Below are 24,543 nucleotides of genomic sequence, written 5' to 3' on the forward strand. Positions count from 1 at the left end.
CCGCTCGCGGCCCGGACCGGAGCAGCCTGAGCCATGACCGCCCTGTTCTTCTACCTGTTCTCGACCGTGGCCGTGGCGTCCGCCTTCATGGTGATCGCCGCGCGCAATCCGGTCCATTCGGTGCTGTACCTGATCCTCGCCTTCGTGAACGCGGCCGGGCTGTTCATCCTGCTCGGGGCCGAGTTCCTGGCGATGCTGCTCGTCGTCGTCTATGTCGGCGCGGTCGCGGTGCTGTTCCTCTTCGTCGTGATGATGCTCGACGTCGATTTCGCCGAGCTGCGCCAGGGCTTCCTGCAATACCTGCCGATCGGCGGCCTGATCGGGCTGATCTTTCTCGTCGAGCTGGTCCTCGTCGTGTCGACCTGGAGCATCTCGCCCGATGCGCTGCAGGTCCCGCTCGCGAGCAATGCGCCGCTCGAGGGCATCACCAACACCGAGGCGATCGGCCGGGTGCTCTACACGCGCTACGCCTATTTCTTCCAGGCGGCGGGGCTCATCCTGCTCGTCGCCATGATCGGCGCCATCGTCCTGACCCTGCGCGAGCGCGCCGGGGTCAAGCGCCAGGACATCTCGGCCCAGAACGCGCGGGACCCGAAGGAGGTGCTGACCCTCCACGACGTCCCCTCGCGCAAGGGCCTGCCGGAGAGCGTGTCATGACCATCGGGCTCGGCCATTTCCTGACGGTCGCCGCGATCCTGTTCACGCTCGGCGTCCTCGGCATCTTCATCAACCGCAAGAACGTGATCGTCATCCTGATGTCGGTCGAGCTGATCCTGCTCGCCGTGAACATCAACCTCGTCGCGTTCTCGACCCATCTGAACGACATCGTCGGACAGATCTTCGCGCTCTTCATCCTCACGGTCGCGGCGGCGGAAGCCGCGATCGGCCTCGCCATCCTGGTGGTGTTCTATCGCAACCGCGGCTCGATCGCGGTCGAAGACATCAACATGATGCGCGGCTGAGGGACAGGCTGCCATGTATCACGCCATCGTCTTCCTTCCCCTCGTCGGGTTCCTGATCGCGGGACTGTTCGGCCGCTTCATCGGCGCGCGCCCGAGCGAGCTGATCACGACCGGCCTCATGATGGTCGCGGCGCTCCTGTCCTGGGTCGCCTTCATCTCGGTCGGCTTCGGCAGCGGCGCGACGCGCGTTCAGGTCGCGAACTGGTTCACCTCGGGTGAGCTCGTCATCGACTGGGCCTTCCGGATCGACACGCTGACGGCGGTGATGCTCGTCGTCGTGAACTCGGTGTCGGCGCTCGTGCACCTCTATTCCATGGGGTACATGCACGAGGATCCGCACCGGCCGCGCTTCTTCGCCTATCTCTCGCTGTTCACCTTCGCCATGCTGATGCTGGTGACGAGCGACAACCTCGTCCAGATGTTCTTCGGCTGGGAGGGCGTCGGCCTCGCGAGCTATCTGCTGATCGGCTTCTGGTACGAGAAGCCCTCGGCGAACGCCGCGGCGATGAAGGCCTTCATCGTCAACCGCGTCGGCGATTTCGGCTTCGCGCTCGGCATCTTCCTCGTCTTCGTCCTGTTCGGCACGACGACCTATTCCGAGATCTTCGCGAAGATCGGCGAGGTGAAGGATGCGCATTTCCACTTCATCGGCTTCGAGTGGCATGCGCTGACGCTGGCCTGCCTGCTGCTGTTCATGGGCGCGATGGGCAAGTCGGCCCAGTTCCTGCTGCACACCTGGCTGCCTGACGCGATGGAGGGCCCGACCCCCGTCTCGGCGCTGATCCATGCCGCGACGATGGTCACGGCCGGCGTGTTCATGGTGGCGCGCCTGTCGCCGCTCTTCGACGCCGCTCCGGCCGCGCTGACGGTGGTGACGATCATCGGGGCGATCACCGCCTTCTTCGCGGCGACGGTCGGCCTCGTGCAGAACGACATCAAGCGGGTCATCGCCTATTCGACCTGCTCGCAGCTCGGCTACATGTTCGTCGCGCTCGGCGTCGGCGCCTATGGCGCCGCCGTGTTCCACCTCTTCACCCACGCCTTCTTCAAGGCGCTCCTGTTCCTCGGCGCCGGCTCGGTCATCCACGCGATGCACCACGAGCAGGACATGCGGAACATGGGCGGGCTGCGGAAGTACATCCCCTTCACCTGGGCGATGATGCTCGTCGGCACTCTGGCCCTGACGGGCTTCCCGTTCACCGCCGGCTACTTCTCGAAGGATGCGATCATCGAGGCGGCCTTCATGTCGGACCGACCCGGCCATGCCATCGCCTTCGTCTCGACGCTCGTCGCGGCGTTCATGACGTCGTTCTATTCCTGGCGCCTCGCCTTCATGACCTTCGAACAGACGGCCCGCTGGGGCGCGGGGCACGGCCATGACGCTCATGGCGACGCCGCTCATGGCGACGCCGGGCATGGCCATGCCGCTCACGCCGACACGCATGCGCATGACGAGCACGCCGCGCACGGCCATGACGACCATCACGGGCACGGGCACGACCACAAGCCGCACGAGAGCCCGCTGGTGATGCTTGTCCCGCTCGGGGTGCTGGCCTTCGGCGCGATCTTCGCCGGGATGATCTTCGCCGGCTCTTTCGTGGGCCATCACGCGGCGGACTTCTGGAAGGGCGCCCTCGCCGAGAGCCAGTACGCCGTGTTCGAGGCGATGCACCACGCGCCCAAATGGGTCGTCTGGTCGCCCTTCGTGGCGATGGTGCTGGGCTGGGCGCTCGCCTGGGTGATGTATATCCGCAAGCCCTACCTGCCCGGCGAGCTCGCGGCCTCCCAGCCGATCGCGTACCGCTTCCTGCTCAACAAATGGTACTTCGACGAGCTGTACGACTTCCTGTTCGTCCGCCCGGCGAAGCGGCTCGGCTACTTCCTCTGGAAGCGCGGTGACGGAACGGTCATCGACGGGATGGGCCCGGACGGGATCTCGGCCCGCGTCGTCGACGTCACCCGAGGCGTCGTCCGGCTGCAGACCGGCTATGTCTACCACTACGCATTCGTCATGCTGATCGGGGTCGCGGCGCTCGTGTCGTGGTACCTGATCGTGGGCGCGGGAGCGCATTGATGTCGTCCTTCGGTATCCTGGCCGGCCTCCTCGCCCTCCCGCTGGTCGGCGCGGCCTTCGTCCTCACGCTCAGCGGCACCGATTCCGAGGTGAAGTCGAACGCGCGCTGGGGCGCGCTCATCACGACGATCATCACCTTCCTCCTGTCGCTCTACGCCTGGGCGAAGTTCGATCCGAACACGGCGGCCTTCCAGCTGACCGAGACGCATGGCTGGCTCGCCGAGACGATCCGCTTCAAGCTGACCGTCGACGGCTTCTCGATGCCGTTCATCCTGCTGACGACCTTCCTGATGCCCTTCTGCATCCTGGCGTCGTGGGAGGTGATCGGGAAGCGGGTGAAGGCCTATTACGTCGCCTTCCTCATCCTCGAGACGACCATGATCGGCGTCTTCGCGGCGGGCGACCTCGTCCTGTTCTACCTCTTCTTCGAGGCCGGCCTCATCCCGATGTTCCTCATCATCGGCATCTGGGGCGGCAAGCGCCGCATCTACGCCTCGTTCAAGTTCTTCCTCTACACCCTCGTCGGCTCGGTGCTGATGCTCCTCGCCATCATGGCGATGTACTGGCATGCCGGCACGACCGACATCCAGGCGCTGCTCCAGCACCGCTTCCCGGCCTCGATGCAGACCTGGCTGTGGCTCGCCTTCTTCGCCTCGCTCGCGGTGAAGATGCCGATGTGGCCGGTCCACACCTGGCTGCCCGACGCCCACGTCGAGGCGCCGACGGCGGGCTCGGTGATCCTCGCCGGCATCCTCCTGAAGATGGGTGGCTACGGCTTCATCCGCTTCTCGCTGCCGATGTTCCCGGATGCCTCGCTCTACTTCCAGCCGCTCGTCTACGCGCTGTCGGTGATCGCGATCATCTACACCTCGCTCGTCGCGCTGGTGCAGGAGGACATCAAGAAGCTCATCGCCTATTCGTCCGTGGCCCATATGGGCTTCGTCACGATGGGGCTGTTCTCCCTGACGCCGCAGGGCGTGCAGGGGGCGATGTTCCAGATGGTCAGCCACGGCCTCGTCGCGGGCGCGCTCTTCCTCTGCGTCGGCGTCGTCTACGACCGGATGCACACCCGCGAGATCGCGGCCTATGGCGGCCTCGTGAAGCGGATGCCGAAATATGCCGTGCTGCTGATGGTCTTCACCATGGCCAATGTCGGCCTGCCCGGCACCGCCGGGTTCGTCGGCGAGTTCCTGACCATGATGGGCGCCTTCCGGTCCAATCCCTGGGTCGCGTTCTTCGCCGCCTTCGGCGTCATCCTCTCGGCCGCCTATGCGCTCTGGCTCTATGCCCGGGTCGTCTACGGCAAGCTCGAGAAGCCGGCCCTTCGCGACATCGCCGATCTCGACCGGCGGGAATTCGCGATGCTGGGCGTGCTGGCGCTTCTCGTCATCTATTACGGCGTCCTCCCGGGCGCGATTTTGGACGTCTTCGCGCCGCCGACCGAGGCGCTGCTGAAGAGCGTTGCGAGCACGATGTCGACCGTGAAGACGGCGGCAGCCGGCGCTTTCTGACGGATCGATCCGATGAACACCTTCATGGCGTCGAGCTTCGGGCCGGCCCTTCCCGAGATCATCCTGGCGATCGGCGTTCTCGTCCTCGTCCTCGTCGGTGCCTTCATGGGCAACCGGTCGAACTGGATCATCGGCACCGCATCCTTCGCGCTGCTGGCGGCCGCCCTGCTGGCCGTCGGCCTCACGCCGCCGACCCGCACGACGATCTTCGCCGGTTCCTTCATCTCGGACGATTTCGCCCGCTACATGAAGGCGCTGGTGCTGCTCGGCTCGGCGGCCGCGATCGCGCTCTCGTCCGACTTCATGGAGCGCGAAGGCTTCGCGCGCTTCGAGTATCCGATCCTCATCCTCCTCTCGACGATCGGGATGATGATGATGATCTCGGCGAACGATCTCATCGCGCTCTATCTCGGCCTCGAGCTGCAATCGCTCGCCGCCTACGTCATCGCGGCCATCCATCGCGACAACGTCCGCTCCAGCGAGGCGGGTCTGAAATACTTCGTGCTCGGCGCGCTGTCGTCCGGCATGCTGCTCTACGGCGCCTCGCTGGTCTACGGCTTCACCGGCACGGTGTCCTTCCCCGGCATCGCCTCCTCGCTTCAGGGCGAAGCCTCGATCGGCCTGATCCTCGGCCTCGTGTTCCTGTCGGCCGGTGTCGCGTTCAAGCTCGCCGCGGCGCCCTTCCACATGTGGACGCCGGACGTCTACGAGGGCGCGCCAACCCCGGTGACGGCCTTCTTCGCCTCGGCGCCGAAGGCGGCCGCCATGGCGATGGCGGTCCGGCTCTTCATCGGCGGCTTCCCGTCGATCACCGAGAGCTGGCAGCAGATCATCGTCTTCGTCTCGATCCTGTCCATGGTGATCGGCGCCTTCGCCGCCATCGGCCAGACGAACGTCAAGCGCCTGATGGCCTATTCCTCCATCGGCAATGTCGGCTACGCGCTGATCGGTCTCGCGACCGGCACGCAGGCAGGCGTGCAGGGCATCATCATCTACATGGCGATCTATCTCGCCATGACGCTCGGCACCTTCGCCCTGATCATCGGCATGCGGCGCGGCAACCAGTATGTCGAGACGATCGCCGACCTGTCGGGCGCGGCCCAGACCCATCCCTGGCGCGCCTTCTGCCTCGCGATGATGATGTTCTCGCTCGCGGGCATTCCGCCGCTCGCCGGCTTCTTCTCGAAGTTCTACATCTTCGCCGCGGCCATCCAGACGGGTCAGATGATGCTCGTCGTCCTCGCCGTGATCGGCGTCCTGACCAGCGTCGTCGGCGCCTTCTACTACATCCGCGTCGTCAAGATCATGTATTTCGACGAGCCGAAGCCCGGCTTCGAGAAGCTGCCGGACGGAGCGCAGGCCGTTCTCATCGCCTGCAGCGTCGTCGTCGTGTTCTTCTGGCTGATCCCGTCCCCGCTGGTCGATTCCGCCGCGCACGCCGCCCGTTCGCTGTTTCACTGACCGGATGGCTTTCTCGCTCCCGGCCGTCGCGATCGGAGCCGGCACGCGTCTGGCCGTCTTCGACACGATCGGGTCGACGAGCACCGAGGCTCTGGCGAGGGCGGCTTCCGGCGAGCGGGGGCCGCTCTGGGTCGTCTCGCCGGAGCAGACGGCCGGCCGGGGCCGCCGCGGCAGCCCTTGGCAGACGATCCGGGGGAACCTCGCGGCGAGCCTCCTCCTCACGACCAGCCTCGAGCCCGCCGTGATCGCGCAGCTCGGTTTCGTGGCAGGCGTCGCATTGGTCGCCGCGCTCGAGCGGATCGGTTGCGGGGACGCGGCGTTTCGTCTGAAATGGCCGAACGACGTCGTGACGGAGAGCGGGAAGCTGTCCGGCATCCTTCTTCAGACAGAGGCGTTCCATGCCGGTGAGCGCAGCGTCGTCATCGGAATCGGCGTCAATGTCGTCGCCGCCCCGCGGGGGCTGACCTACCCGACGACCTCGCTTCGTGACATGGGTTCTGCGGCGGAGGCCGAGACGGTCTTCTCGGCGCTGTCCGAGAGCTGGCTCTCATGCGAGCGCGCATGGGCCGAGGGGCGGGGTTTCGACGGAATCCGCCGCGAGTGGCTGAGCCGGGCTGCGGGGCTCGGCGGCCCCGTATCGGTTCGCATCGGCGATGGCGCATGGCATGGCCGGTTCGAAACCATCGACGAGACGGGCCAGTTGGTGATGCGGTGCGATGACGGATCGTCCCGGACGATCAGCGCCGGCGATGTTTATTTCGGCTCTGCGCATACGGAGCGAGGAGCCAGGCCGGGAGGCCTTGGGGGACAAGCGTGAAAGACAACGACGAGTTGGTGTTCCTGCCGCTGGGCGGGCTTGGCGAAATCGGGATGAATGCGGCGCTCTACGGCTTCGGCCCCGAGCGGTCGCGCAAGTGGATCCTGGTCGATTGCGGAATGGGCTTCGCGGGCGAGGAGCACACGCCGGGCATCGACCTGATGTATCCCGACCTGTCCTTCATCATCGAGCGGCGCAAGGATCTCCTCGGCATCCTCATCACCCACGCGCATGAGGACCATATCGGCGCCCTGGTCGAGATGTGGCCGAAGCTGCGCGCGCCGGTCTTCGCGACCCGGTTCGCCGCCTCGCTGATCGCGACGCGCAAGCTCTCCGAGCCCGGCGCCCCGAAGATCGAGATGACGGAGGTCGCCCCCGGGAAGCGGTTCTCGCTCGGACCCTTCGACATCGAATACGTGCCGGTGTCCCACTCGATCCCGGAATCGAATGCGGTCGCGCTCCGCACCCCGCACGGGCTCGTGGTCCATACGGGCGACTGGAAACTCGATCCGGCACCGACGCTCGGCAGCAACACGTCCGAGGCGACGTTCCGCGCGCTCGGAGAGGAGGGCATCCTCGCGCTCGTCTGCGACTCGACCAACATCGTGCGCGACGGCGAAAGCCCGAGCGAGAGCGAGGTCGCGACGACGCTCGCCCGCATCATCAAGGACTCGCCCCACCGGGTCGCTGTGACCACCTTTGCCTCGAACGTCGCGCGCATCCGCGCGGTGGCCGAGGCGGCCCTCGCCGCCGGCCGCGAGGTCGTCGTGGTCGGCCGCGCGATGGACCGCGTCATCACCGTCGCGCGCGAACTCGGCTATCTCGACGGCCTGCCGGACTTCAAGACGGCGCAATCCTACAGCTACATCGCCCGCGACAAGGTGGTGGCGCTGCTGACCGGCTCCCAGGGCGAGCCGCGGGCGGCGCTTGCCCGCGTCGCCGAGGAACAGCATCCCGACATCGCCCTGACGGCCGGCGACCGGGTGATCTTCTCGTCCCGCACCATCCCCGGGAACGAGAGCGAGGTGAATGCGATCATCAACGCGCTCGTCCGCAAGGGTATCGACATCGTCACGGACAGGCACGATCTCGTCCACGTCTCGGGCCATCCGCGCAAGGGCGAGATGCGGCAGATGTACGAGTGGACGAAGCCGCGGATCGCGGTTCCGGCCCATGGCGAGGACCTCCACCTCGCCGAGCATGCGGCCTTCGCGCGCGCGCAGGGCGTGGCCGACGTGGTGAAGGCGCGGAACGGAACGCTCGTCCGCCTCGCGCCGGGCCGGCCCGAAATCCGCGATCACGTTCGCGCGGGGCGCCTGTACCGCGACGGGGACATCGTCATCCCCGCGCTCGACAAGGCGATCCCGGAGCGGCGCAAGCTCGCCTTCGCCGGCATCGTGTCGGTGGCGATCGCCATGAACAAGAAGGGCGAGTTCGTCGGCGAGCCGGCCGTCGATCAGCTGGGCCTGCCGGAACTCACCCGCTCGGGCGACAAGCTGATCGACGTCGTCGACGACGCGATCCTCGATTGCATCAAGGGATTGTCGCGCGCCGTGCGGCGCGACCCGGACGCCGTCGAGGACGCCGTGGCCCGTGCGATCCGCGGTGCGCTTCGAAATGTCTGGGGCAAGAAGCCGGCCTGCCATGTCATGGTGGTCGAAGTCTGATCGGCCCGAACGGCCGGCTCAACGCGGGGAAACTGTCAATGATCGGGCGTCTCAATCACGTCGCCATCGCGGTGCCTGACCTCGAAGCGGCTTCGGCGCTCTATCGCAACGCTCTCGGCGCCGACGTCACCGAGCCGCAGCCGGAACCGGCCCATGGGGTGACGGTCGTCTTCGTGAACCTGCCCAACACGAAGATCGAGTTCCTCGAGCCCCTCGGCGAGGATTCGCCGATCCGGGCCTTTCTCGACCGCAATCCGGGCGGGGGCATCCATCACCTCTGCTACGAGGTCGACGACATCCACGCCGCGCGCGATCGGCTCGTCGCGGCCGGCGCCCGCGTGCTCGGGTCGGGAGAGCCGAAGATCGGCGCCCATGGCAAGCCGGTGCTGTTCCTCCACCCCAAGGATCTCCTGGGAACCCTGGTCGAGCTCGAGCAGGCCTAACCATGGTTCGTTTGGTGGATCGATTGGCGGGCTCGATCTGGAGCACGCTCGCGGCAGTCCTCGCCCTGACGCTGATCGCGGTGTCGGGCGGCCGCGCCCTGGGCCTCAGCCTCGTGGGCAGCGTCGCGCTTTACTTCGTCGTCTGGTGGATCGTCCTGTTCGCCATTCTGCCGGTACGGATCAAGACCCAGTCGGATGTCGGCGTGGTCACGAAGGGGACGGAACCCGGCGCGCCGGCCGACCCGGCGTTGCTGCAGAGGGCGATCTGGACGTCGGTGGCCGCGATGGCGGTCTTCGTCCTGCTGGCGGCCCTGTTTCCCCTGGCGGGCCTTTGAGAACGTGACAGGAAAACAAAAAAGCAAGGCCTAAGCCTTGCTGGTGCCTTTCGGCAATTTCCGTGATGACCCTCGATATTGACGCTGCCGCTCTTATCGTGAGCGATCCGAGGCTCTTGAAGTCCTCCCGAGACCTGGACCGTCGCGCCTCTGAGCGGGCGCGATCTGGCCTTGGATAGGCCAGGCTTCCGCGTCTGTCACGCTCTTTTTACTTTGCACAGCAGCATCGACGGAAGAATTTGTTTGTTTTGCGCTGCAACAAAGCGAATTGTCCTCGGCAAGCCCCTAGCGTTCCGCCTGACGTGACGTCGGCCGCGTCTTCCCCTCCGATCGACTTGCCTTTTGACCGCGAATGGTTTGTGTGCGGATCGGCCGACGACGCTGACTCGGCCGTATCCTCCTGACACTGCCGATTGCACATGCGGTTCTCCCGATCCCTCGTCCCCACTTTGCGCGAAGCGCCGCGCGAGGCGGAGATCGTCTCGCACCGGCTGATGCTGCGGGCCGGTCTCATCCGGCAGCAGGCGGCCGGCATCTATTCGTGGCTTCCGCTTGGCCTGCGCGTCCTGCGCCGCATCGAGCAGATCGTGCGCGAGGAGCAGAACCGCGCCGGCGCGACCGAGATCCTGATGCCGACCATCCAGTCGGCCGATCTGTGGCGCGAGAGCGGGCGCTACGACGCCTATGGCAAGGAGATGCTCCGCATCCGGGACCGGCACGAGCGCGACATGCTCTTCGGGCCGACCAACGAGGAGATGGTCACGGACATCTTCCGGACCTACGTCAAGTCGTACCGCGACCTGCCGCTCAATCTCTATCACATCCAGTGGAAATTCCGGGACGAAGTCCGGCCGCGCTTCGGCGTCATGCGCGGGCGCGAGTTCCTGATGAAGGACGCCTATTCCTTCGATCTCGACGAGGCCGGCGCGCGCACCGCCTATAACCGCATGTTCGTGGCCTATCTGCGCACCTTCGCCCGCCTCGGCGTGAAGGCGATCCCGATGCGCGCGGATACCGGCCCGATCGGCGGCGACCTCAGCCACGAATTCATCATCCTGGCCGACACCGGCGAGAGCGCCGTCTTCTGCCATCGCGACTATCTCGGCTTCGATATCCCCCCCGCGGATTTCGACTTCCAGGATACGGCCGCGCTCCAGGCGACCGTCGACCGCTGGACGTCGCTCTATGCCGCGACCGAGGAGATGCACGAGGAGGCGGCCTATGCCGCGGTGCCGGAGGCCGATCGGCTCTCCGCCCGCGGAATCGAGGTCGGCCATATTTTCTACTTCGGGACGAAGTACTCCGCCCCCATGGGTGCGACAGTGACCGGACCGGACGGCAAGGAGCATCAGGTCCATATGGGCTCCTACGGCATCGGCCCCAGCCGTCTCGTCGCGGCCGTGATCGAGGCCTGGCACGACGATGCCGGCATCAAGTGGCCGGATGCGGTCGCGCCGTTCGACGCCACGATCCTGAACCTTCGCGTCGGCGACGCCGCGACGAACGAGGCCTGCGAGCGGCTCTACCGCGAGCTCGGCGCCGCGGGCCGCGAGGTGCTCTACGACGACCGCGACGAACGTCCCGGCGGCAAGTTCGCCACCGCCGATCTCCTCGGCATCCCGTGGCAGATCATCGTCGGCCCGAAGAGCCTGGCCGAGGGCAATGTCGAGCTGAAGCGCCGCCAGACGGGCGAGCGCGAGACGATCCCGCTCGAGGCGGTCGCTGCGCGCATCGCGGCCGGAACCACCGCAACCGCATGAGCCAGACCGAGGACCAGGCGACGGGGCGCAAGGGCCAGGACCGGCTCCGGACCTTCCCGTTCGCGCCTTTCGAATGGCTGCTCGCGAGCCGCTACCTGCGCACGCGGCGCCGGGAGGGCTTCGTCTCGGTCATCGCGCTGTTCTCGTTCACGGGCATCATGCTCGGCGTCGCGACGCTCATCATCGTCCTGTCGGTGATGAACGGCTTCCGGAAGGAGCTGCTCGACAAGATCGTCGGCATCAACGGCCACATCTTCGTGTCCCCCATGGACACGCCGCTGACCGATTATGCGGAGGTCGCCGAGCGCCTCTCGAAGGTCTACGGCATCAAGCACGCCATCCCGCTCGTGGAGGGACAGGCCTTCGCCTCCTCCAATGCCGGCGGGGCGACGGCCGGAACCGGCGTCCTCGTCCGGGGCGTGCGCAACGAGGACATCGTCAAGATCCCGGGCATCGCGGGCAACATCAAGCAGGGCACGCTCGACGGGTTCGAGGAGGCGGCCGGCATCGCCCTCGGCCGGCGCGTGGCCGAGACGCTCGGCGCCCAGGTCGGCGACACGGTGATCCTGCTCTCGCCGAAAGGGGCTCGAACGCCCTTCGGCATGACGCCGCGCCAGAAGGCCTACAAGGTCTCGGCGATCTTCGAGATCGGCATGTCCGAGTTCGACTCGACCTTCGTCTTCCTGCCGATCGCGGAGGCGCAGGCCTTCTTCGACCGCGAGGACGACGTCAACACGATCGAGATCTTCCTCAACGACGCCGACAAGGTGGATGACGCGCGCGCCGCGCTGGAGCTTGCGGCCGAGAGACCGATCCTGATGCAGGACTGGCGGCAGCGGAACCGGACCTTCTTCTCGGCGCTCGAGGTCGAGCGGAACGTGATGTTCCTCATCCTCACGCTCATCGTGCTCGTCGCCGCCCTGAACATCGTCTCGGGCCTCATCATGCTGGTGAAGGACAAGTCGTCCGATATCGCCATCCTGCGCACGATGGGCGCGACGCGCGGGGCCGTGATGCGGATCTTCCTCGTCACGGGCGCGTCGATCGGGATCGTCGGCACGCTCGCGGGCTTCTTCCTCGGCCTCCTCATCACGATGAACCTGCAGACGATCCAGCGCACGCTCTTCCCCGGCGCCTGGGACCCGACGATCCGGTTCCTCTCCGAGATCCCCGCCGAGATCAATTCGGGCGAGGTGGTCCAGGTCGTGGCCATGGCGATCGTCCTGTCGGTGCTGGCGACGATCTTCCCGTCCTGGCGGGCCGCCCGGCTCGATCCGGTCCAGGCGCTGCGGTACGGATAGGCACCATGGCGACAGGGAACTCGACGCGCGAGCCGGCGATGCGGCTCGTCGGCGTGGAACGGCGCTATCGCGAGGGCGAAGGCGCGCTCGCGATTTTGCGCGGCGCGAACCTCGACCTCTATCCCGGCGAGATGGTCGCCCTCGTCGCTCCGTCGGGCACCGGCAAGTCCACCCTTCTGCACGTCGCGGGCCTGCTGGAGCGCCCCGATGGCGGCGACGTCCTCGTCGGCCGCCAGTCGACGCGCGACATGCGCGACAGCGAACGCACCCGGATGCGGCGCGAAGAGATCGGCTTCGTCTACCAGTCGCACCACCTGCTGCCCGAATTCTCAGCGCTCGAGAACGTCGTCCTGCCGCAGATGATCCGCGGCCTCTCCCGCAAGGAGGCGTCGAGCCGGGCGGGCGAACTCCTGTCCTTCCTCGGCCTCGGCGAGCGGCTGGCCCATCGGCCGGCGGAGCTGTCGGGAGGCGAGCAGCAGCGCGTCGCCATCGCCCGCGCCGTCGCCAACGCGCCCAGGCTTCTCCTCGCGGACGAGCCCACCGGCAATCTCGATCCCCAGACCGCAGCCCATGTCTTCCAGACCATGGTCTCGCTCGTGCAGGCCTCGGGCGTCGCGGCCCTGATCGCGACGCATAACCTCGACCTCGCCGCGCGGATGGATCGGCGCGTGACGCTGAGGGACGGCCGGGTCGTCGAGACCGACTGACCGGGCGCCATCTCGGCACGCTCTAGGCGCGGCGGGCGGCACCCGAGGCGGCGGACGGATCGCGGCGCTGCTCGAAGCGCCCGCGCAGCCATTGCGTCACGGGACGCTCGAACAGCGCGTAGCCGGCGAAGGCGACGCCGATCGATGCCCCGATCGAGACCAGCATGAACACGATGCCATCGGCCAGGCCTGACGGGACGAGGCCGAGCTTGGTCGCGATCATCCGGCACGCCCACAGCGCCAGGAGATGGGTGAGGTAGAGCGAATAGGAGGCGTCGCCGATCGCGGCGAGCCCGCGCAGCCAGACGCCTCGCCCATCGTCGCTCGCGAGGGTGACGGCCGCGACCAGCGCCAGGGCCGGAAGGCCGCAGCCGACGAGCCGCATCCAGCCGCCGAGGAAGGGCTGCCCGATCTGGATCAGGAAGCCTGCGGCCCCCGCGGCACCGAGCGCGAACGCGGCCGGCCGCGAGAGGCGCCTGCCGGATTCGTAGACGACGCCGAGCAGGATGCCGGCCGCGAATTCGAGGATGATGGGGTTCGACCAGAAGGCGAGGGCGGTCGAGCCCGGCCGAAGAAGTGCTCCCGCCATCGCGATCACGATCAGCGCCGCGATCACGGCCGCGATCGCCCGTCTCCGGGGGAGGAGGACGGCGAGGCCGAACAGCGCGTAGAAGAACATCTCGTAATTGAGCGTCCAGCCGACGACGACGATCGGGGCCACGCTCCCGTCCGGCGCCGCGGCTGGCCAGAACAGGTACGAGGCGAGGATCAATCCGCCCGAACTCGGCCGCGCGAGCGCAGCGGGGATCGCGAGGGCCACGACCACGTAGAGCGTCGTCACGGCCCAGTAGAGCGGCACGATCCGGATCAGCCGCCTGACCATGAAGGTCCGCGCGCCCGCCGCCGTCCCGAACAGGCGCCGGGACGAGACCAGCATGATGAAGCCGGAGATCACGAAGAACACGTCCACCCCGGCCGCGCCGACGATGAGCCGCTCGGCGACGCCGTAGCCGAACCCGAGGAGGAGGTTCAGTTCGGCATGATGCAGGACGACCATCAGCGCGGCGACGGCACGGAGCGCCTGAAGGCCGGGCAGGATGGTCGTCGAGGGGGACACGGGGCGCTCGGAGCTCATGCGACGGAAGCGCGCTATAGGATCGATCCGCCGCGGCGCCAAACTCCGCCCGGCCGCCTCTGCGCCGGGGCGGGTCCACAGATTCGGACGGGTCAAGGAATCGACAGCGCCCGCCGGTCGCGCGAAGGTCGCCTCACACCGAAGAGACGCTGACCGCCGTGGCCATCCTCACCGATATCGGCTTCGTGCATCTGCACGTGCATTCCTCCTTCTCGCTGCTGGAGGGGGCGCTCAAGATCTCGGACCTCGTCAAGCTCGCCGAGGCCGATGGGCAGCCTGCGCTCGCGCTCACGGACACGAACAATCTCTTCGGCGCCCTGGAATTCTCCGAGAAGCTCTCCGGCAAGGGGATCCAGCCCATCGCCGGCATCCAGCTCTCCGTCTGTTTCGAGGAGCCGGACCCCAACAGCCGTGCCGCCGCGCCGAAACCGACCGATATCGTCCTCCTCGCGGGCTCCGAGCACGGCTATCTGAACCTGATGCGGCTCGCGAGCCGTGCCTATTTCGACGTGGAGCTGGGGGACGCGCCCCGCGTCGCGGCCGCGATCCTGCGCGATCACGCGACCGGCCTCGTCGCGCTCACCGGGGGCTTCACGGGACCGCTCGACACGGCCTTGCGGGAGGGCTCCCGCGGCGATCTCGCCGAGCGCCGCCTGATGCAGCTCCAGGAGGCGTTCGGCGACCGGCTCTATGTCGAGATCCAGCGCCACGGCATCGATGCCGAGCGGGCCATCGAAGGCGACCTGATCTCGCTCGCGGACCGGCGCGGCGTGCCGCTGGTCGCGGCGAACGAGCCGTTCTTCGCCAAGGCCGACGATTACGAATCGCACGATGCCCTCCTCGCCATCGCCTCGGGCCGCGTCGTCGGCGACGACGACCGCCGCCGGCTGACGGCCGAGCATCGCTTCAAGACCCGCGCCGAGATGCAGGCGCTGTTCGCCGATCTGCCCGATGCGCTCGCCTCCTCGGTCGAGATCGCGATGCGCTGTCCGTTCCGCGTCCGGACCCGCAAGCCCATCCTGCCGACCTTCGGGACCGGCCGGGAAGGCGAAGCGATGGACGAGGCCGCCGAACTCGCCCGGCAGGCGGCGGAGGGGCTGGAGCGGCGCCTCGCGGCTCACGGGCCGGCGCCCGGCCTCGACGCCGAAACCTACCGCAAGCAGCTCGCCTACGAGATCGACGTCATCACCCGGATGAAGTTCCCGGGCTACTTCCTGATCGTCTCGGACTTCATCAAGTGGTCGAAGGAGCACGACATCCCGGTCGGCCCCGGCCGCGGTTCGGGCGCGGGCTCCCTCGTCGCCTATGCCCTGACGATCACCGACCTCGATCCGCTCCGCTTCGGCCTCCTGTTCGAGCGCTTCCTCAACCCCGAACGCGTCTCGATGCCCGACTTCGACATCGACTTCTGCGTCGAGGGCCGCGAGCGCGTGATCCGCTACGTGCAGGAGCGCTACGGCGAGCAGCAGGTCGGCCAGATCATCACCTTCGGAACGCTGCTCGCCCGCGGGGTGATGCGCGACGTCGGGCGGGTGCTCGAAATGCCCTACGGGCAGGTCGACAAGCTGACGAAGCTCGTGCCGAACAACCCGGCCAATCCCGTCACGCTCCAGCAGGCCATCGAGGGCGAGCCGAAGCTCCAGGCCGCGGCGGAGGAGGAGCCGGTCGTCGGGCGGATGCTCGAAATCGCCAAGAAGCTCGAGGGCCTCCACCGCCACGCCTCGACGCACGCCGCCGGCATCGTCATCGGCGACCGCCCGCTCCAGGACCTCGTGCCGATCTATCGCGATCCCAAGACCGGGATGCGCGTCACCCAGTACAACATGAAATGGGTCGAGCCGGCCGGCCTCGTGAAGTTCGACTTCCTGGGCCTGACGACCCTGACGATCCTCAACCGGGCCGTCGCGCTCATCCGGAGCCGGGGAGGGGAGGTCGACCTCGCCGCGCTCCCGCTCGATGACGAGCGGACCTATCAGACCCTCGGGCGCGGCGAGACGGTCGGCGTGTTCCAGGTGGAATCGGCGGGCATGCGCAAGGCCCTCGTCGAGATGCAGGCCGACCGCTTCGAGGACCTGATCGCGCTCGTCGCGCTCTACCGGCCGGGCCCGATGGCGAACATCCCGGTCTATTGCGCGCGCAAGCTCGGCCGCGACGCGGACCCGGAAGACACCTGGTATCCGCACCCGAAGCTCGCGCCGATCCTGCGCGAGACCTTCGGCATCATCGTCTACCAGGAGCAGGTGATGGAGGTCGCCAAGCTCCTCGCCGGCTACTCGCTCGGCGCCGCCGACATGCTCCGGCGCGCGATGGGCAAGAAAATCAAGGCGGAGATGGATGCCCAGCGCAGCATCTTCGTGTCCGGCGCGACCGAGCGCGGCCTGACGGACGACGTCGCGAACACCATCTTCGACCTGCTCGCGAAATTCGCCGATTACGGCTTCAACAAGAGCCACGCGGCGGCCTACGCGCTCGTCGCCTACCAGACGGCCTATCTGAAGGCGAACCACCCGGTCGAGTTCCTGGCCGCGTGTATGACGATGGCCCTCGACAATACGGACAAGCTCGCGGAATTCCGCCGCGACGCCCAGAGGCTCGGCATCAAGGTCGAACCGCCGGCCGTGAACCGCTCGGGCGTGCTGTTCGAGGTCGAGGAGGACGGCGGCAAGGGCGCGATCCGCTATGCGCTCGCGGCCATCAAGGGCGTCGGGCGCGCGGCGGTCGAGTCGCTGGTCGCGGCGCGGGGCGATAAGCCCTTCAAGAGCCTCGCCGATCTCGCCGAGCGCATCAATCCGCGCCTCCTCAACAAGCGGACGCTGGAAAGCCTGATCGCGGCGGGCGCTCTCGACGAGATCGAGCCCGACCGGGCGCGCGCGGTCGCGGCGCTCGATTCGATGATGGCCATCGCGCAGAACGCGCTGCAGGAGCAGTCCGGCGGCATCGCCAGCCTGTTCGGCGGCATGTCGGACGGGGCCGTGTCGCTCCGCATCCCGGCCTACGAGCCCTGGATGGCCTCCGAGCGGCTGCGCCGGGAATACGAGGCGGTCGGCTTCTTCCTGACCGGCCATCCGCTCGACGAATACGGCGAGTTGCTCAAGAAGCTGCGCGTCCAGAGCTGGGTGGATTTCTGCCGGACGGCACGGGCCGGAAACGGGGCGGTCGGCCGCGTCGCGGCGAGCGTGCTCGACAGACAGGAGCGTCGGACGAAGTCCGGCAACAAGATGGGCATCGTCAACCTGTCGGATCAGACGGGCCATTACGAGGCCATCGTCTTCTCCGAGGGTCTGGCGACCTTCCGCGACCTGCTCGAGCCGGGGAGGGACCTCCTCCTCACGATCCAGGCCAATGTCGAGGGCGAGGATGTCCGCGCCCGGATCGTGACGGCCGAGCCGTTGCAGGATGCGCTCGGCAAGCACCGCAACGACATGCGCGTCTTCCTGCGCGATCCGCGTCCCATCGTCAGCGTGCAGCAGCGCCTCAAGGCACCGGCGGGAGCCCAGGCCGGCGGCATGCGCTCGGAGGGCGAGGTCTCGCTGATCCTCATCCTCGACGACGGGGCGCGGGAGGTCGAGGTGAAGCTGCCCGGCCGCTATCCGGCCTCGCCGCAGCTCGCGGGCGCTCTCCGCGCGGTGCCGGGCGTCATCGAGGTGCAGATGAGCTGAGGGTTCGGCCAGGTGCTCTCCCGCTTCGCCGTCAACCTTCCCCTGGAGGGGGGAGGGTTGGTGTCCCCTGTCCGAACCGGGGGATTCTGACGCCATTTCCCCCGAGAGGCCGTCACACCACCTGGAACGTCGTCCACAGCCCGGTATCGAAGCGCTCGAGGACGGTGGAGGAGAACGTCCACCGCCCGGGATTGTCGGCCATGAAGGCGATGCGGAGCGTGCGGCCTTCGGGCACCTGCATCGTGTCGAGCCAATAGGGCTCCCAGCCGTCGTCGAGCGGATGCAGAAGCCGGAAGACGTGGCCGTGAAGGTGCACCGGCTGGACGAAGGCGGTGTTGTTGGTCACGGCGAGCACGACGGGTTGGCCGCGCCGCGCGCTGAACAGGGGCGGCGCGGCGGCGTCGCCGGGCTTGCCGTTGACGGTCCAGGACCGAGCGGGATCGCTCGGATAGGCCGGCTGGCCATCGGCGCCCCTCGTCGCACCGCCGCCGATGACGAGTTCGGGCCGGAGCGCGTTCTGGAGCCTGATCTCCGGCGGCAGGAGGCCGTTCGGGGGCAGGGCGACGACGTCGGGCCTCGCCGCGGCGCTGCCGGCGCCGGCCGTGAATTCGACGATGGGAAGCCCTTGGCCGATCAGCGCCGACACCGAGCAGCGCGCGCCCGCTTCGCCCGGCATGTCGAAGAAGACGTCGTAGCGCGTGCCCGGTGCGAAGGGCAGGTTCGAGCGCAGCGGCTCGAAGGTGTCGGTCGGCTGCCCGTCGACCGCCGCGACGAAGGCCTTCATCCCGTCGAAGCGGATGCGCATGATGCGGGCATTGCAGCCATTGGCGATCCGGAGCCTGACGCGGGCCCCGGCCGGCAGCGTGACGCTCTTCGGGGCGTCGGCGCCCTCCAAGGCGAGGCGGTTCCCGAGGCGGCCCGCGAGGGCCGATTCTTCCGGCCGGCCGAAGGGCGACAGCGCCCCGGACGGCTCGATCCTCCAATCCCGGAGGAGGAGCGCGAATTCGGCATCGACGGCCGGGGGCTCCTTCTCCTCGACGACGAGAAGCCCCGCGAGGCCGCGACCCGCCGCCTCGCTCGCTCCGCCGACGACGAGGGGGCGGACGAGATGCGTGCCGGGATCAGGCGGCGTGAAGCGGTAGTCGAAGGTCTCGCCCGCGCGGACGGGCGGCTGGGACACGCCGCCGACGCCGTCCTGGTCGGCCGGACCGCGCACCCCGTGCCAATGCACCGACAGGGGCTTCGGCGTGCCGTTCCGCAGCCGCACGCGAAGCTCCTCGCCGTGCCGGACGCGGAGTACGGGGGGAGCCGCCGTGTCGCCGAAGCTCCACAGATCGGCCTCGGACGCGAGGCCCGGCGCGAGGCGGGCCTTGCGCGGCGAGGCCGCGAGTTCGATCGCCGCGCCGGCTGGCTGCGCGCCCGCCTTGAGCGGGACGAGGGTCGCGGCGAGGCCGGCGAGGACGAGGCGGCGATCCGGAACGGGCTGCATGCGTCGCTTCTAGCCGAGCCGGGGCGCGGCGGCGAGCCGGGGTGCACTTGACCCGAGGCCCGGCGCCGCCTTCATGGGGCCAACGCGGTTCGCGGCGGAATTCGGAAGGGAGCACGCATGGCCGAGTCCTACGACATCATCGTCATCGGGGCGGGGCCGGGGGGCTACGTCACGGCCATCAGGGCGGCCCAGCTCGGCTTCAAGACGGCGGTGGTGGACCGCGAGCATCTCGGCGGCATCTGCCTCAACTGGGGCTGCATCCCGACCAAGGCGCTGCTGCGCTCGGCCGAGATCTACCATTACATGCAGCACCCCGGCGATTACGGGCTGAAGCTGGAAGGCAAGGTCAGCGTCGACGCGGCCGCGGTCGTGAAGCGCTCGCGCGGCGTCTCGAAGCAGCTCGCTGGCGGCGTCGGCTTCCTCCTGAAGAAGAACAAGGTCGACGTGATCTGGGGCGAGGCCTCGATCCCGAAAGCCGGCCAGGTCGAGGTCAAGGAGACGAAGCGCGCCGAGGCGCCGAAGGGCGCGAGGGGTGCGGGCACCTACTCGGCCAAGCACATCGTCGTCGCGACCGGCGCCCGCCCGCGCGTCCTGCCGGGCATCGAGCCCGACAAGAAGCTCATCTGGACCTATTACGAGGCCATGGTGCCCGAGGCGATGCCGAAATCGCTCCTCGTCATGGGCTCCGGGGCCATCGGGATCGAGTTCGCCTCGTTCTACCGCACGATGGGCGCCGAGGTGACGGTGGTCGAGCTGCTGCCGCAGATCCTGCCGGTCGAGGATGCCGAGATCGCGGCCCATGCCAGGAAGCGCTTCGAGAAGCAGGGCATGAAGATCATCACCGGCGCGAAGGTGACGAAGGTCGCCAAGGGCGCCGATTCCGTCACCGCCACGATCGAGGCCGACGGCAAGACGCAGGAGATCACCGCCGACCGTCTGATCTCGGCCGTGGGCGTCGTCTGCAACACGGAGCATCTCGGGCTCGAAAAGCTGGGCGTGAAAATCGAGCGCGGCGTGGTCGTCACGGACGGCCTCGGGCGCACCAACGTGCCCGGCATCTACGCGATCGGCGACGTCGCCGGGCCGCCGATGCTGGCCCACAAGGCCGAGCACGAGGGTGTGATCTGCGTCGAGACCATCAAGGGCCTGCACACCCATCCGATGGACAAGGCGATGATCCCCGGCTGCACCTATTGCCAGCCGCAGATCGCCTCGGTCGGCCTCACGGAGGCGAAGGCCAAGGAGCAGGGGCGGGAGGTCAAGATCGGCCGCTTCCCCTTCACCGGCAACGGCAAGGCCATCGCCCTCGGCGAGCCCGAGGGCCTCGTGAAGACGATCTTCGACGCGAAGACCGGCCAGCTCATCGGCGCGCATATGGTCGGGGCCGAAGTGACCGAGCTGATCCAGGGCTACGTCGTCGCCATGAACCTCGAGACGACGGAGGAGGAGCTGATCCACGCCGTCTTCCCGCACCCGACCCTCTCGGAGATGATGCACGAGAGCGTGATGGACGCCTATGGGCGCGCCATCCACATCTGAATGGTCCCGGTCCGCGGCTTGAGGCAGGGAGGGGCTCCCCGACCGGGCCTCGCCTCGGGGGCGGCGGCGGTGGCCGCCTGATGGGCGACGGTGTCGTCCGGATCACGCTTTCGCTGATCCCGCCGGGAACGCTGCTCGTCTTCGGCATGGCGTTCCTGGGGGCCTGGTCGATCGAGCCCCGGCTCCGCTACCTGCCGCTCCTGGCCGCGTCCTGCTTCGTCTTCGCGCTCGGCGCCAGCTCGCAGATTCTGTACTGGCCCCGTGATACCGGCCTGAACGCCGTTATCTCGGGGCTTCTCTACACGGCCGCGCTCATGCTGGCTGTGGAGGGCATCCTCCTCCGCTCCGGGCGGCCGTTCGGGTGGATGGTCGACCTCGCGGCCGTGGCCGCAATCGTCGCGCTCCTCGGATTCTTCTTCTACGTCGAGCGGAACCTGCTCGCGCGCGTCTACATCCAGAACTTCGGCTACGGCCTCATCATTCTCGCCGCCGCCCTGCGGGCGAGGTCGCTGGCCCGCGGCCGCCTCGTCGATCGCGTCCTGTTCTGGGTGCTTCTCGCCTTCGGCGTCCAGTTCTTCCCGCGCACCCTTCTGACGATCGGTTTCTCGGCGCCGGCCGATGCGCGGGCCTTCGCGAATTCGGTGTTCTGGCAGACGCTGCAGCTGTCGCTCGCGGTGCTCGGCGTCGGCGTGGCGCTCGCCGTCCTCCTGGCCGCCTTCAGCGACATCTACGAGACCCTCAAGCGGGAACGCGACGTCGACGGGCTGACCGGAATTCTCAACCGGCGCGCATTCGAGGAGATCACGAAGGCCCACATGGAGCGGGGTGGCGAGGTCTCATCGCTCATTCTCTGCGACATCGATCACTTCAAGCGGATCAACGATGCGGGCGGCCATCATGCCGGCGACCGTGTTCTCAAGGATGTCGGTCTGATCCTGCGATCGAACGCGCGTCGGGACGATGTGGTGGCTCGGCTCGGGGGCGAGGAGTTCGGCGTCTTCCTTCCCGCCACCCGCCTCCGTGACGCTCATGACTGCGCCGAGCAGCTGAGAGCGGCGATCGCGGCGCACGGCTATGCGCTGGGCGCGCATCTGCAACCGATCACCGCCAGCTTCGGCGTGGCCGAGATCGCGCCCGACGACACGTGGGAGGGCCTCTACCGGAAAACCGACGCCCGTCTCTACGCCGCGAAGAAGGCCGGCCGCGACAGGACAGTCGCAAGCGACGATGGCCCCTTCCCCGCGACGGCCGTCTGAACCGCTCCCGGCGGACCGCGCCTCCGGCTCACCAGGGCAGGAGGCTGGCCCGCGCGAGGCCGGCCGCGCCCTGGACGAGGATGTTCCCCAGCGCCGCGACGGCGCCTGTCGTCAGGCGCTTCAGAAGAGGCCGGCCGTCTTCGTCCATCAGCGCCACGACGCCGATCGTCGACGCGATCAGGGCAATGAGGACAGCCTCCTTGCGCATCGAGAACTGAGCGATCTGAGGCAGGGCCAGGAACAGGATCAGGGCCGCTGTCCGGAAACGTGACGACGCGACCGGCCTGACCGACCGGGCCGGCGGCAAGGGCGCCTGAGGCTCCGCCAGCGCGGGCTTCGGCTCGCTCGGCGCAGCGTCGGGAACCAGCCGGTCGATGGCGCGGATCAGCCGATCGACATGAGCGTGGAAATCGCGGCCCGAGGCGACCTCGCAGGCATTCCGATAGGCGAGGGAGGTCAGGGGCGCGGGCAGGTCGGCGGGCTCCGGCATCGAGGCCCCCTCGACGAGGACCGGAATCACCGGAATGCCGCGCTCCAGCGCCGCCTGGACCTCGATCCGGACCGGATCGGTATCCTCCATGATCCGCGGGACGTCGCCCGTGCCCGTCACCCAGCGCGGCCCCATCACCGCGATCACGACGTCGCAGACGGCAAGCACCTCGGCGATATGCTCGCGGAAATCGATCCCGAACGGAATCTCGTCGACGTCGATGAAGACGGAGCCGGTCCCGTAACGCTGGCTGAGCCGGTCGAAGATGCGGCCGGAGATGGCCGCCGAATCAGCCCGGCGATAGGAAATGACGATCCGGGACATCCTGGCTGATCGAGGGTTCCGTTGCGTGTTGGCGAGTGAGCGCTCGCCAGCCTATATCAGTCGCGCGCCGCGTTCCCTGCGGCCTGGTTAGCACATGGCCCTCGTTCTCGATCTCCTGAGCCAGGATCGGCGTCCCCGCCATCCCGAGAAGGCCCATCGGCCCGATCAGCCGGTGGCGAGGAAACCCGACTGGATCCGCGTCAAGGCGCCGGGCTCTCCCCGTTGGGCCGAGACGAACCGGATCGTCAAGGCGAACAAGCTCGTCACCGTCTGCGAGGAGGCCGGCTGCCCCAATATCGGCGAGTGCTGGGAGAAGAAGCACGCGACCTTCATGATCATGGGCGACACCTGCACGCGGGCCTGCGCCTTCTGCAACGTGCGCACGGGTATGCCGGATGCGCTCGATCAGGACGAGCCGGCCAAGGTCGCCGATGCCGTGGCCAAGCTCGGCCTCTCGCACGTCGTCATCACCTCCGTCGACCGCGACGACCTGAAGGATGGCGGAGCGCTGCATTTCGCCCGCGTCATCGGGGCGATCCGCGCGCAGTCGCCCGGCACCACCATCGAGATCCTCACCCCGGACTTCCTGCGCAAGAAGGGAGCGCTCGAGGTCGTCGTCGAGGCGAAGCCGGACGTCTTCAACCACAATCTCGAGACCGTGCCGTCGAAATACCTCACCGTCCGGCCCGGCGCCCGCTACTTCCATTCCGTGCGCCTGCTCCAGCGCGTCAAGGAGCTCGATCCGTCGATCTTCACGAAATCCGGCATCATGGTCGGGCTCGGCGAGGAGCGGAACGAGGTGCTCCAGCTGATGGACGACCTGCGGTCTGCCGATGTCGACTTCCTGACCATCGGCCAGTACCTGCAGCCGACCCGCAAGCACCATCCCGTGATCCGCTTCGTGCCGCCGGACGAGTTCAAGAGCTTCGAAACCTCGGCCTACGCGAAGGGTTTCCACCTCGTCTCCGCGACGCCGCTCACGCGCTCCTCCCACCATGCGGGCGAGGATTTCGCGCGTCTGCGCGCGAAGCGCGAGGCCGATCTCGCGGCCGCCACGTCCCGCTCCTGACGATCGCGCTTCATGCCATCCTTCCGCACCACCCGCCGCGTGCCGCACACGGCCGAGAACATGTTCGATCTCGTGGCCGACGTCGAACGCTATCCGGAGTTCCTGCCGCTCTGCACGGGGCTCCGTGTCCTGCGCCGGATCCCGGCAGAGGACGGCAAGGAGACGCTCGTGGCCGAGATGCGGGTCGGCTACAAGGCGATCGCCGAGCGCTTCACCACCAAGGTGACGACGGACCGGGCCGCGTTCGACATCCACGTCAGCTATATCGACGGACCGTTCAAGTACCTGGAGAACCGATGGGAATTCCGTCCCGTCGAAGGCGGCGGCTCGGAGGTTCGGTTCTTCATCGACTACGAGTTCCGCTCGCGCGCCCTCGGCATGCTGATGGGCACGATGTTCGAGCGCGCGTTCCGGATGTTCACGACGGCTTTCGAGAGCCGGGCGGACCTCGTCTACGGGCGAAGCTGAGCCCGAACGAGCGCTCCGGCCTTCCGCTGCTGCCGGCGAAAGCCGACACCCAGCACCCACGCGTGCCTGGACCCCG

Annotated in this window: 20 protein-coding genes; 17 read left to right on the forward strand and 3 right to left on the reverse strand. The window is 68.0% G+C overall.

Annotated elements, in window-relative coordinates; all coding sequences use genetic code 11:
• The first annotated feature begins 33 nt into the window (after positions 1–33).
• The 12 genes from EV668_RS07460 to EV668_RS07515 all read left to right on the forward strand — a co-directional run bounded on the left by EV668_RS07460 (position 34) and on the right by EV668_RS07515 (position 13,038).
• Complete coding sequence (locus tag EV668_RS07460; RefSeq protein ID WP_133769149.1) at positions 34–657, forward strand: NADH-quinone oxidoreductase subunit J; 624 nt, start codon at positions 34–36, stop codon at positions 655–657.
• Entirely contained in the window at positions 654–962 is a 309-nt protein-coding gene (nuoK, locus tag EV668_RS07465) for an NADH-quinone oxidoreductase subunit NuoK (RefSeq protein WP_133769150.1), read from the forward strand. Before EV668_RS07460 ends, nuoK begins: the two co-directional genes overlap by 4 nt.
• A 13-nt stretch (positions 963–975) precedes the next feature.
• Positions 976–3,036: an NADH-quinone oxidoreductase subunit L gene (gene nuoL, locus EV668_RS07470; protein WP_133769151.1), complete on the forward strand. Its 2,061-nt coding sequence runs from the start codon at positions 976–978 to the stop codon at positions 3,034–3,036.
• Positions 3,036–4,547, forward strand: coding sequence for an NADH-quinone oxidoreductase subunit M (locus tag EV668_RS07475; RefSeq protein WP_133769152.1), 1,512 nt, complete (start codon positions 3,036–3,038; stop codon positions 4,545–4,547). Before nuoL ends, EV668_RS07475 begins: the two co-directional genes overlap by 1 nt.
• A gap of 12 nt (positions 4,548–4,559) precedes the next feature.
• Complete coding sequence (nuoN, locus tag EV668_RS07480; protein ID WP_133769153.1) at positions 4,560–6,008, forward strand: NADH-quinone oxidoreductase subunit NuoN; 1,449 nt, start codon at positions 4,560–4,562, stop codon at positions 6,006–6,008.
• 4 nt (positions 6,009–6,012) lie between these two features.
• Complete coding sequence (locus EV668_RS07485) at positions 6,013–6,825, forward strand: biotin--[acetyl-CoA-carboxylase] ligase (RefSeq protein ID WP_133769154.1); 813 nt, start codon at positions 6,013–6,015, stop codon at positions 6,823–6,825.
• A 53-nt stretch (positions 6,826–6,878) separates the two neighbouring features.
• A complete protein-coding gene (locus EV668_RS07490) occupies positions 6,879–8,492 on the forward strand; it encodes a ribonuclease J (protein ID WP_133770048.1) in 1,614 nt (537 codons plus the stop codon).
• 38 nt (positions 8,493–8,530) lie between these two features.
• Entirely contained in the window at positions 8,531–8,935 is a 405-nt protein-coding gene (gene mce / locus EV668_RS07495; RefSeq protein ID WP_133769155.1) for a methylmalonyl-CoA epimerase, read from the forward strand.
• 14 nt (positions 8,936–8,949) lie between these two features.
• The gene (locus tag EV668_RS07500) at positions 8,950–9,270 is read left to right on the forward strand and encodes a DUF1467 family protein (protein ID WP_245513070.1); all 321 of its coding nucleotides are present in this window, start codon (positions 8,950–8,952) and stop codon (positions 9,268–9,270) included.
• 419 nt (positions 9,271–9,689) lie between these two features.
• Entirely contained in the window at positions 9,690–11,030 is a 1,341-nt protein-coding gene (gene proS, locus EV668_RS07505) for a proline--tRNA ligase (RefSeq protein WP_133769157.1), read from the forward strand.
• Entirely contained in the window at positions 11,027–12,331 is a 1,305-nt protein-coding gene (locus tag EV668_RS07510; protein WP_133769158.1) for a lipoprotein-releasing ABC transporter permease subunit, read from the forward strand. The genes proS and EV668_RS07510 overlap by 4 nt, the downstream gene beginning before the upstream one ends.
• A 5-nt stretch (positions 12,332–12,336) precedes the next feature.
• The gene (locus EV668_RS07515; RefSeq protein WP_133769159.1) at positions 12,337–13,038 is read left to right on the forward strand and encodes an ABC transporter ATP-binding protein; all 702 of its coding nucleotides are present in this window, start codon (positions 12,337–12,339) and stop codon (positions 13,036–13,038) included.
• 22 nt (positions 13,039–13,060) lie between these two features.
• On the opposite strand, the gene EV668_RS07520 is transcribed toward EV668_RS07515, so the two are convergent.
• On the reverse strand, positions 13,061–14,155 hold the full coding sequence (locus tag EV668_RS07520) for an acyltransferase family protein (protein ID WP_166652379.1): 1,095 nt from the start codon (positions 14,153–14,155) through the stop codon (positions 13,061–13,063).
• 176 nt (positions 14,156–14,331) lie between these two features.
• Here EV668_RS07520 and dnaE point away from each other — a divergent pair, with 176 nt between their 5' ends.
• A complete protein-coding gene (dnaE, locus tag EV668_RS07525; protein WP_133769161.1) occupies positions 14,332–17,832 on the forward strand; it encodes a DNA polymerase III subunit alpha in 3,501 nt (1,166 codons plus the stop codon).
• A 112-nt stretch (positions 17,833–17,944) separates the two neighbouring features.
• Here dnaE and EV668_RS07530 read toward each other — a convergent pair whose 3' ends face one another.
• On the reverse strand, positions 17,945–19,321 hold the full coding sequence (locus tag EV668_RS07530; protein ID WP_133769162.1) for a multicopper oxidase family protein: 1,377 nt from the start codon (positions 19,319–19,321) through the stop codon (positions 17,945–17,947).
• A 117-nt stretch (positions 19,322–19,438) separates the two neighbouring features.
• On the opposite strand from EV668_RS07530, the gene lpdA reads away from it, so the two are divergent.
• Entirely contained in the window at positions 19,439–20,860 is a 1,422-nt protein-coding gene (gene lpdA, locus EV668_RS07535) for a dihydrolipoyl dehydrogenase (protein WP_133769163.1), read from the forward strand.
• A gap of 80 nt (positions 20,861–20,940) precedes the next feature.
• Positions 20,941–22,116: a GGDEF domain-containing protein gene (locus EV668_RS07540; RefSeq protein WP_133769164.1), complete on the forward strand. Its 1,176-nt coding sequence runs from the start codon at positions 20,941–20,943 to the stop codon at positions 22,114–22,116.
• Positions 22,117–22,144: 28 nt separating this feature from the next.
• Here EV668_RS07540 and EV668_RS07545 read toward each other — a convergent pair whose 3' ends face one another.
• Entirely contained in the window at positions 22,145–22,930 is a 786-nt protein-coding gene (locus tag EV668_RS07545) for a toll/interleukin-1 receptor domain-containing protein (RefSeq protein ID WP_133769165.1), read from the reverse strand.
• Positions 22,931–23,024: 94 nt separating this feature from the next.
• Between EV668_RS07545 and lipA the strand changes: the two genes are divergently transcribed.
• Both lipA and EV668_RS07555 read left to right on the forward strand, forming a co-directional pair.
• Positions 23,025–23,999, forward strand: coding sequence for a lipoyl synthase (gene lipA, locus EV668_RS07550; RefSeq protein WP_133769166.1), 975 nt, complete (start codon positions 23,025–23,027; stop codon positions 23,997–23,999).
• A gap of 12 nt (positions 24,000–24,011) precedes the next feature.
• Positions 24,012–24,467, forward strand: a complete 456-nt coding sequence (locus tag EV668_RS07555) for a type II toxin-antitoxin system RatA family toxin (RefSeq protein ID WP_133769167.1) — start codon at positions 24,012–24,014, stop codon at positions 24,465–24,467.
• The last annotated feature ends 76 nt before the right edge of the window (positions 24,468–24,543 follow it).

This window comes from Enterovirga rhinocerotis (assembly GCF_004363955.1).
Classification (GTDB): Bacteria; Pseudomonadota; Alphaproteobacteria; order Rhizobiales; family Beijerinckiaceae; genus Enterovirga; species Enterovirga rhinocerotis.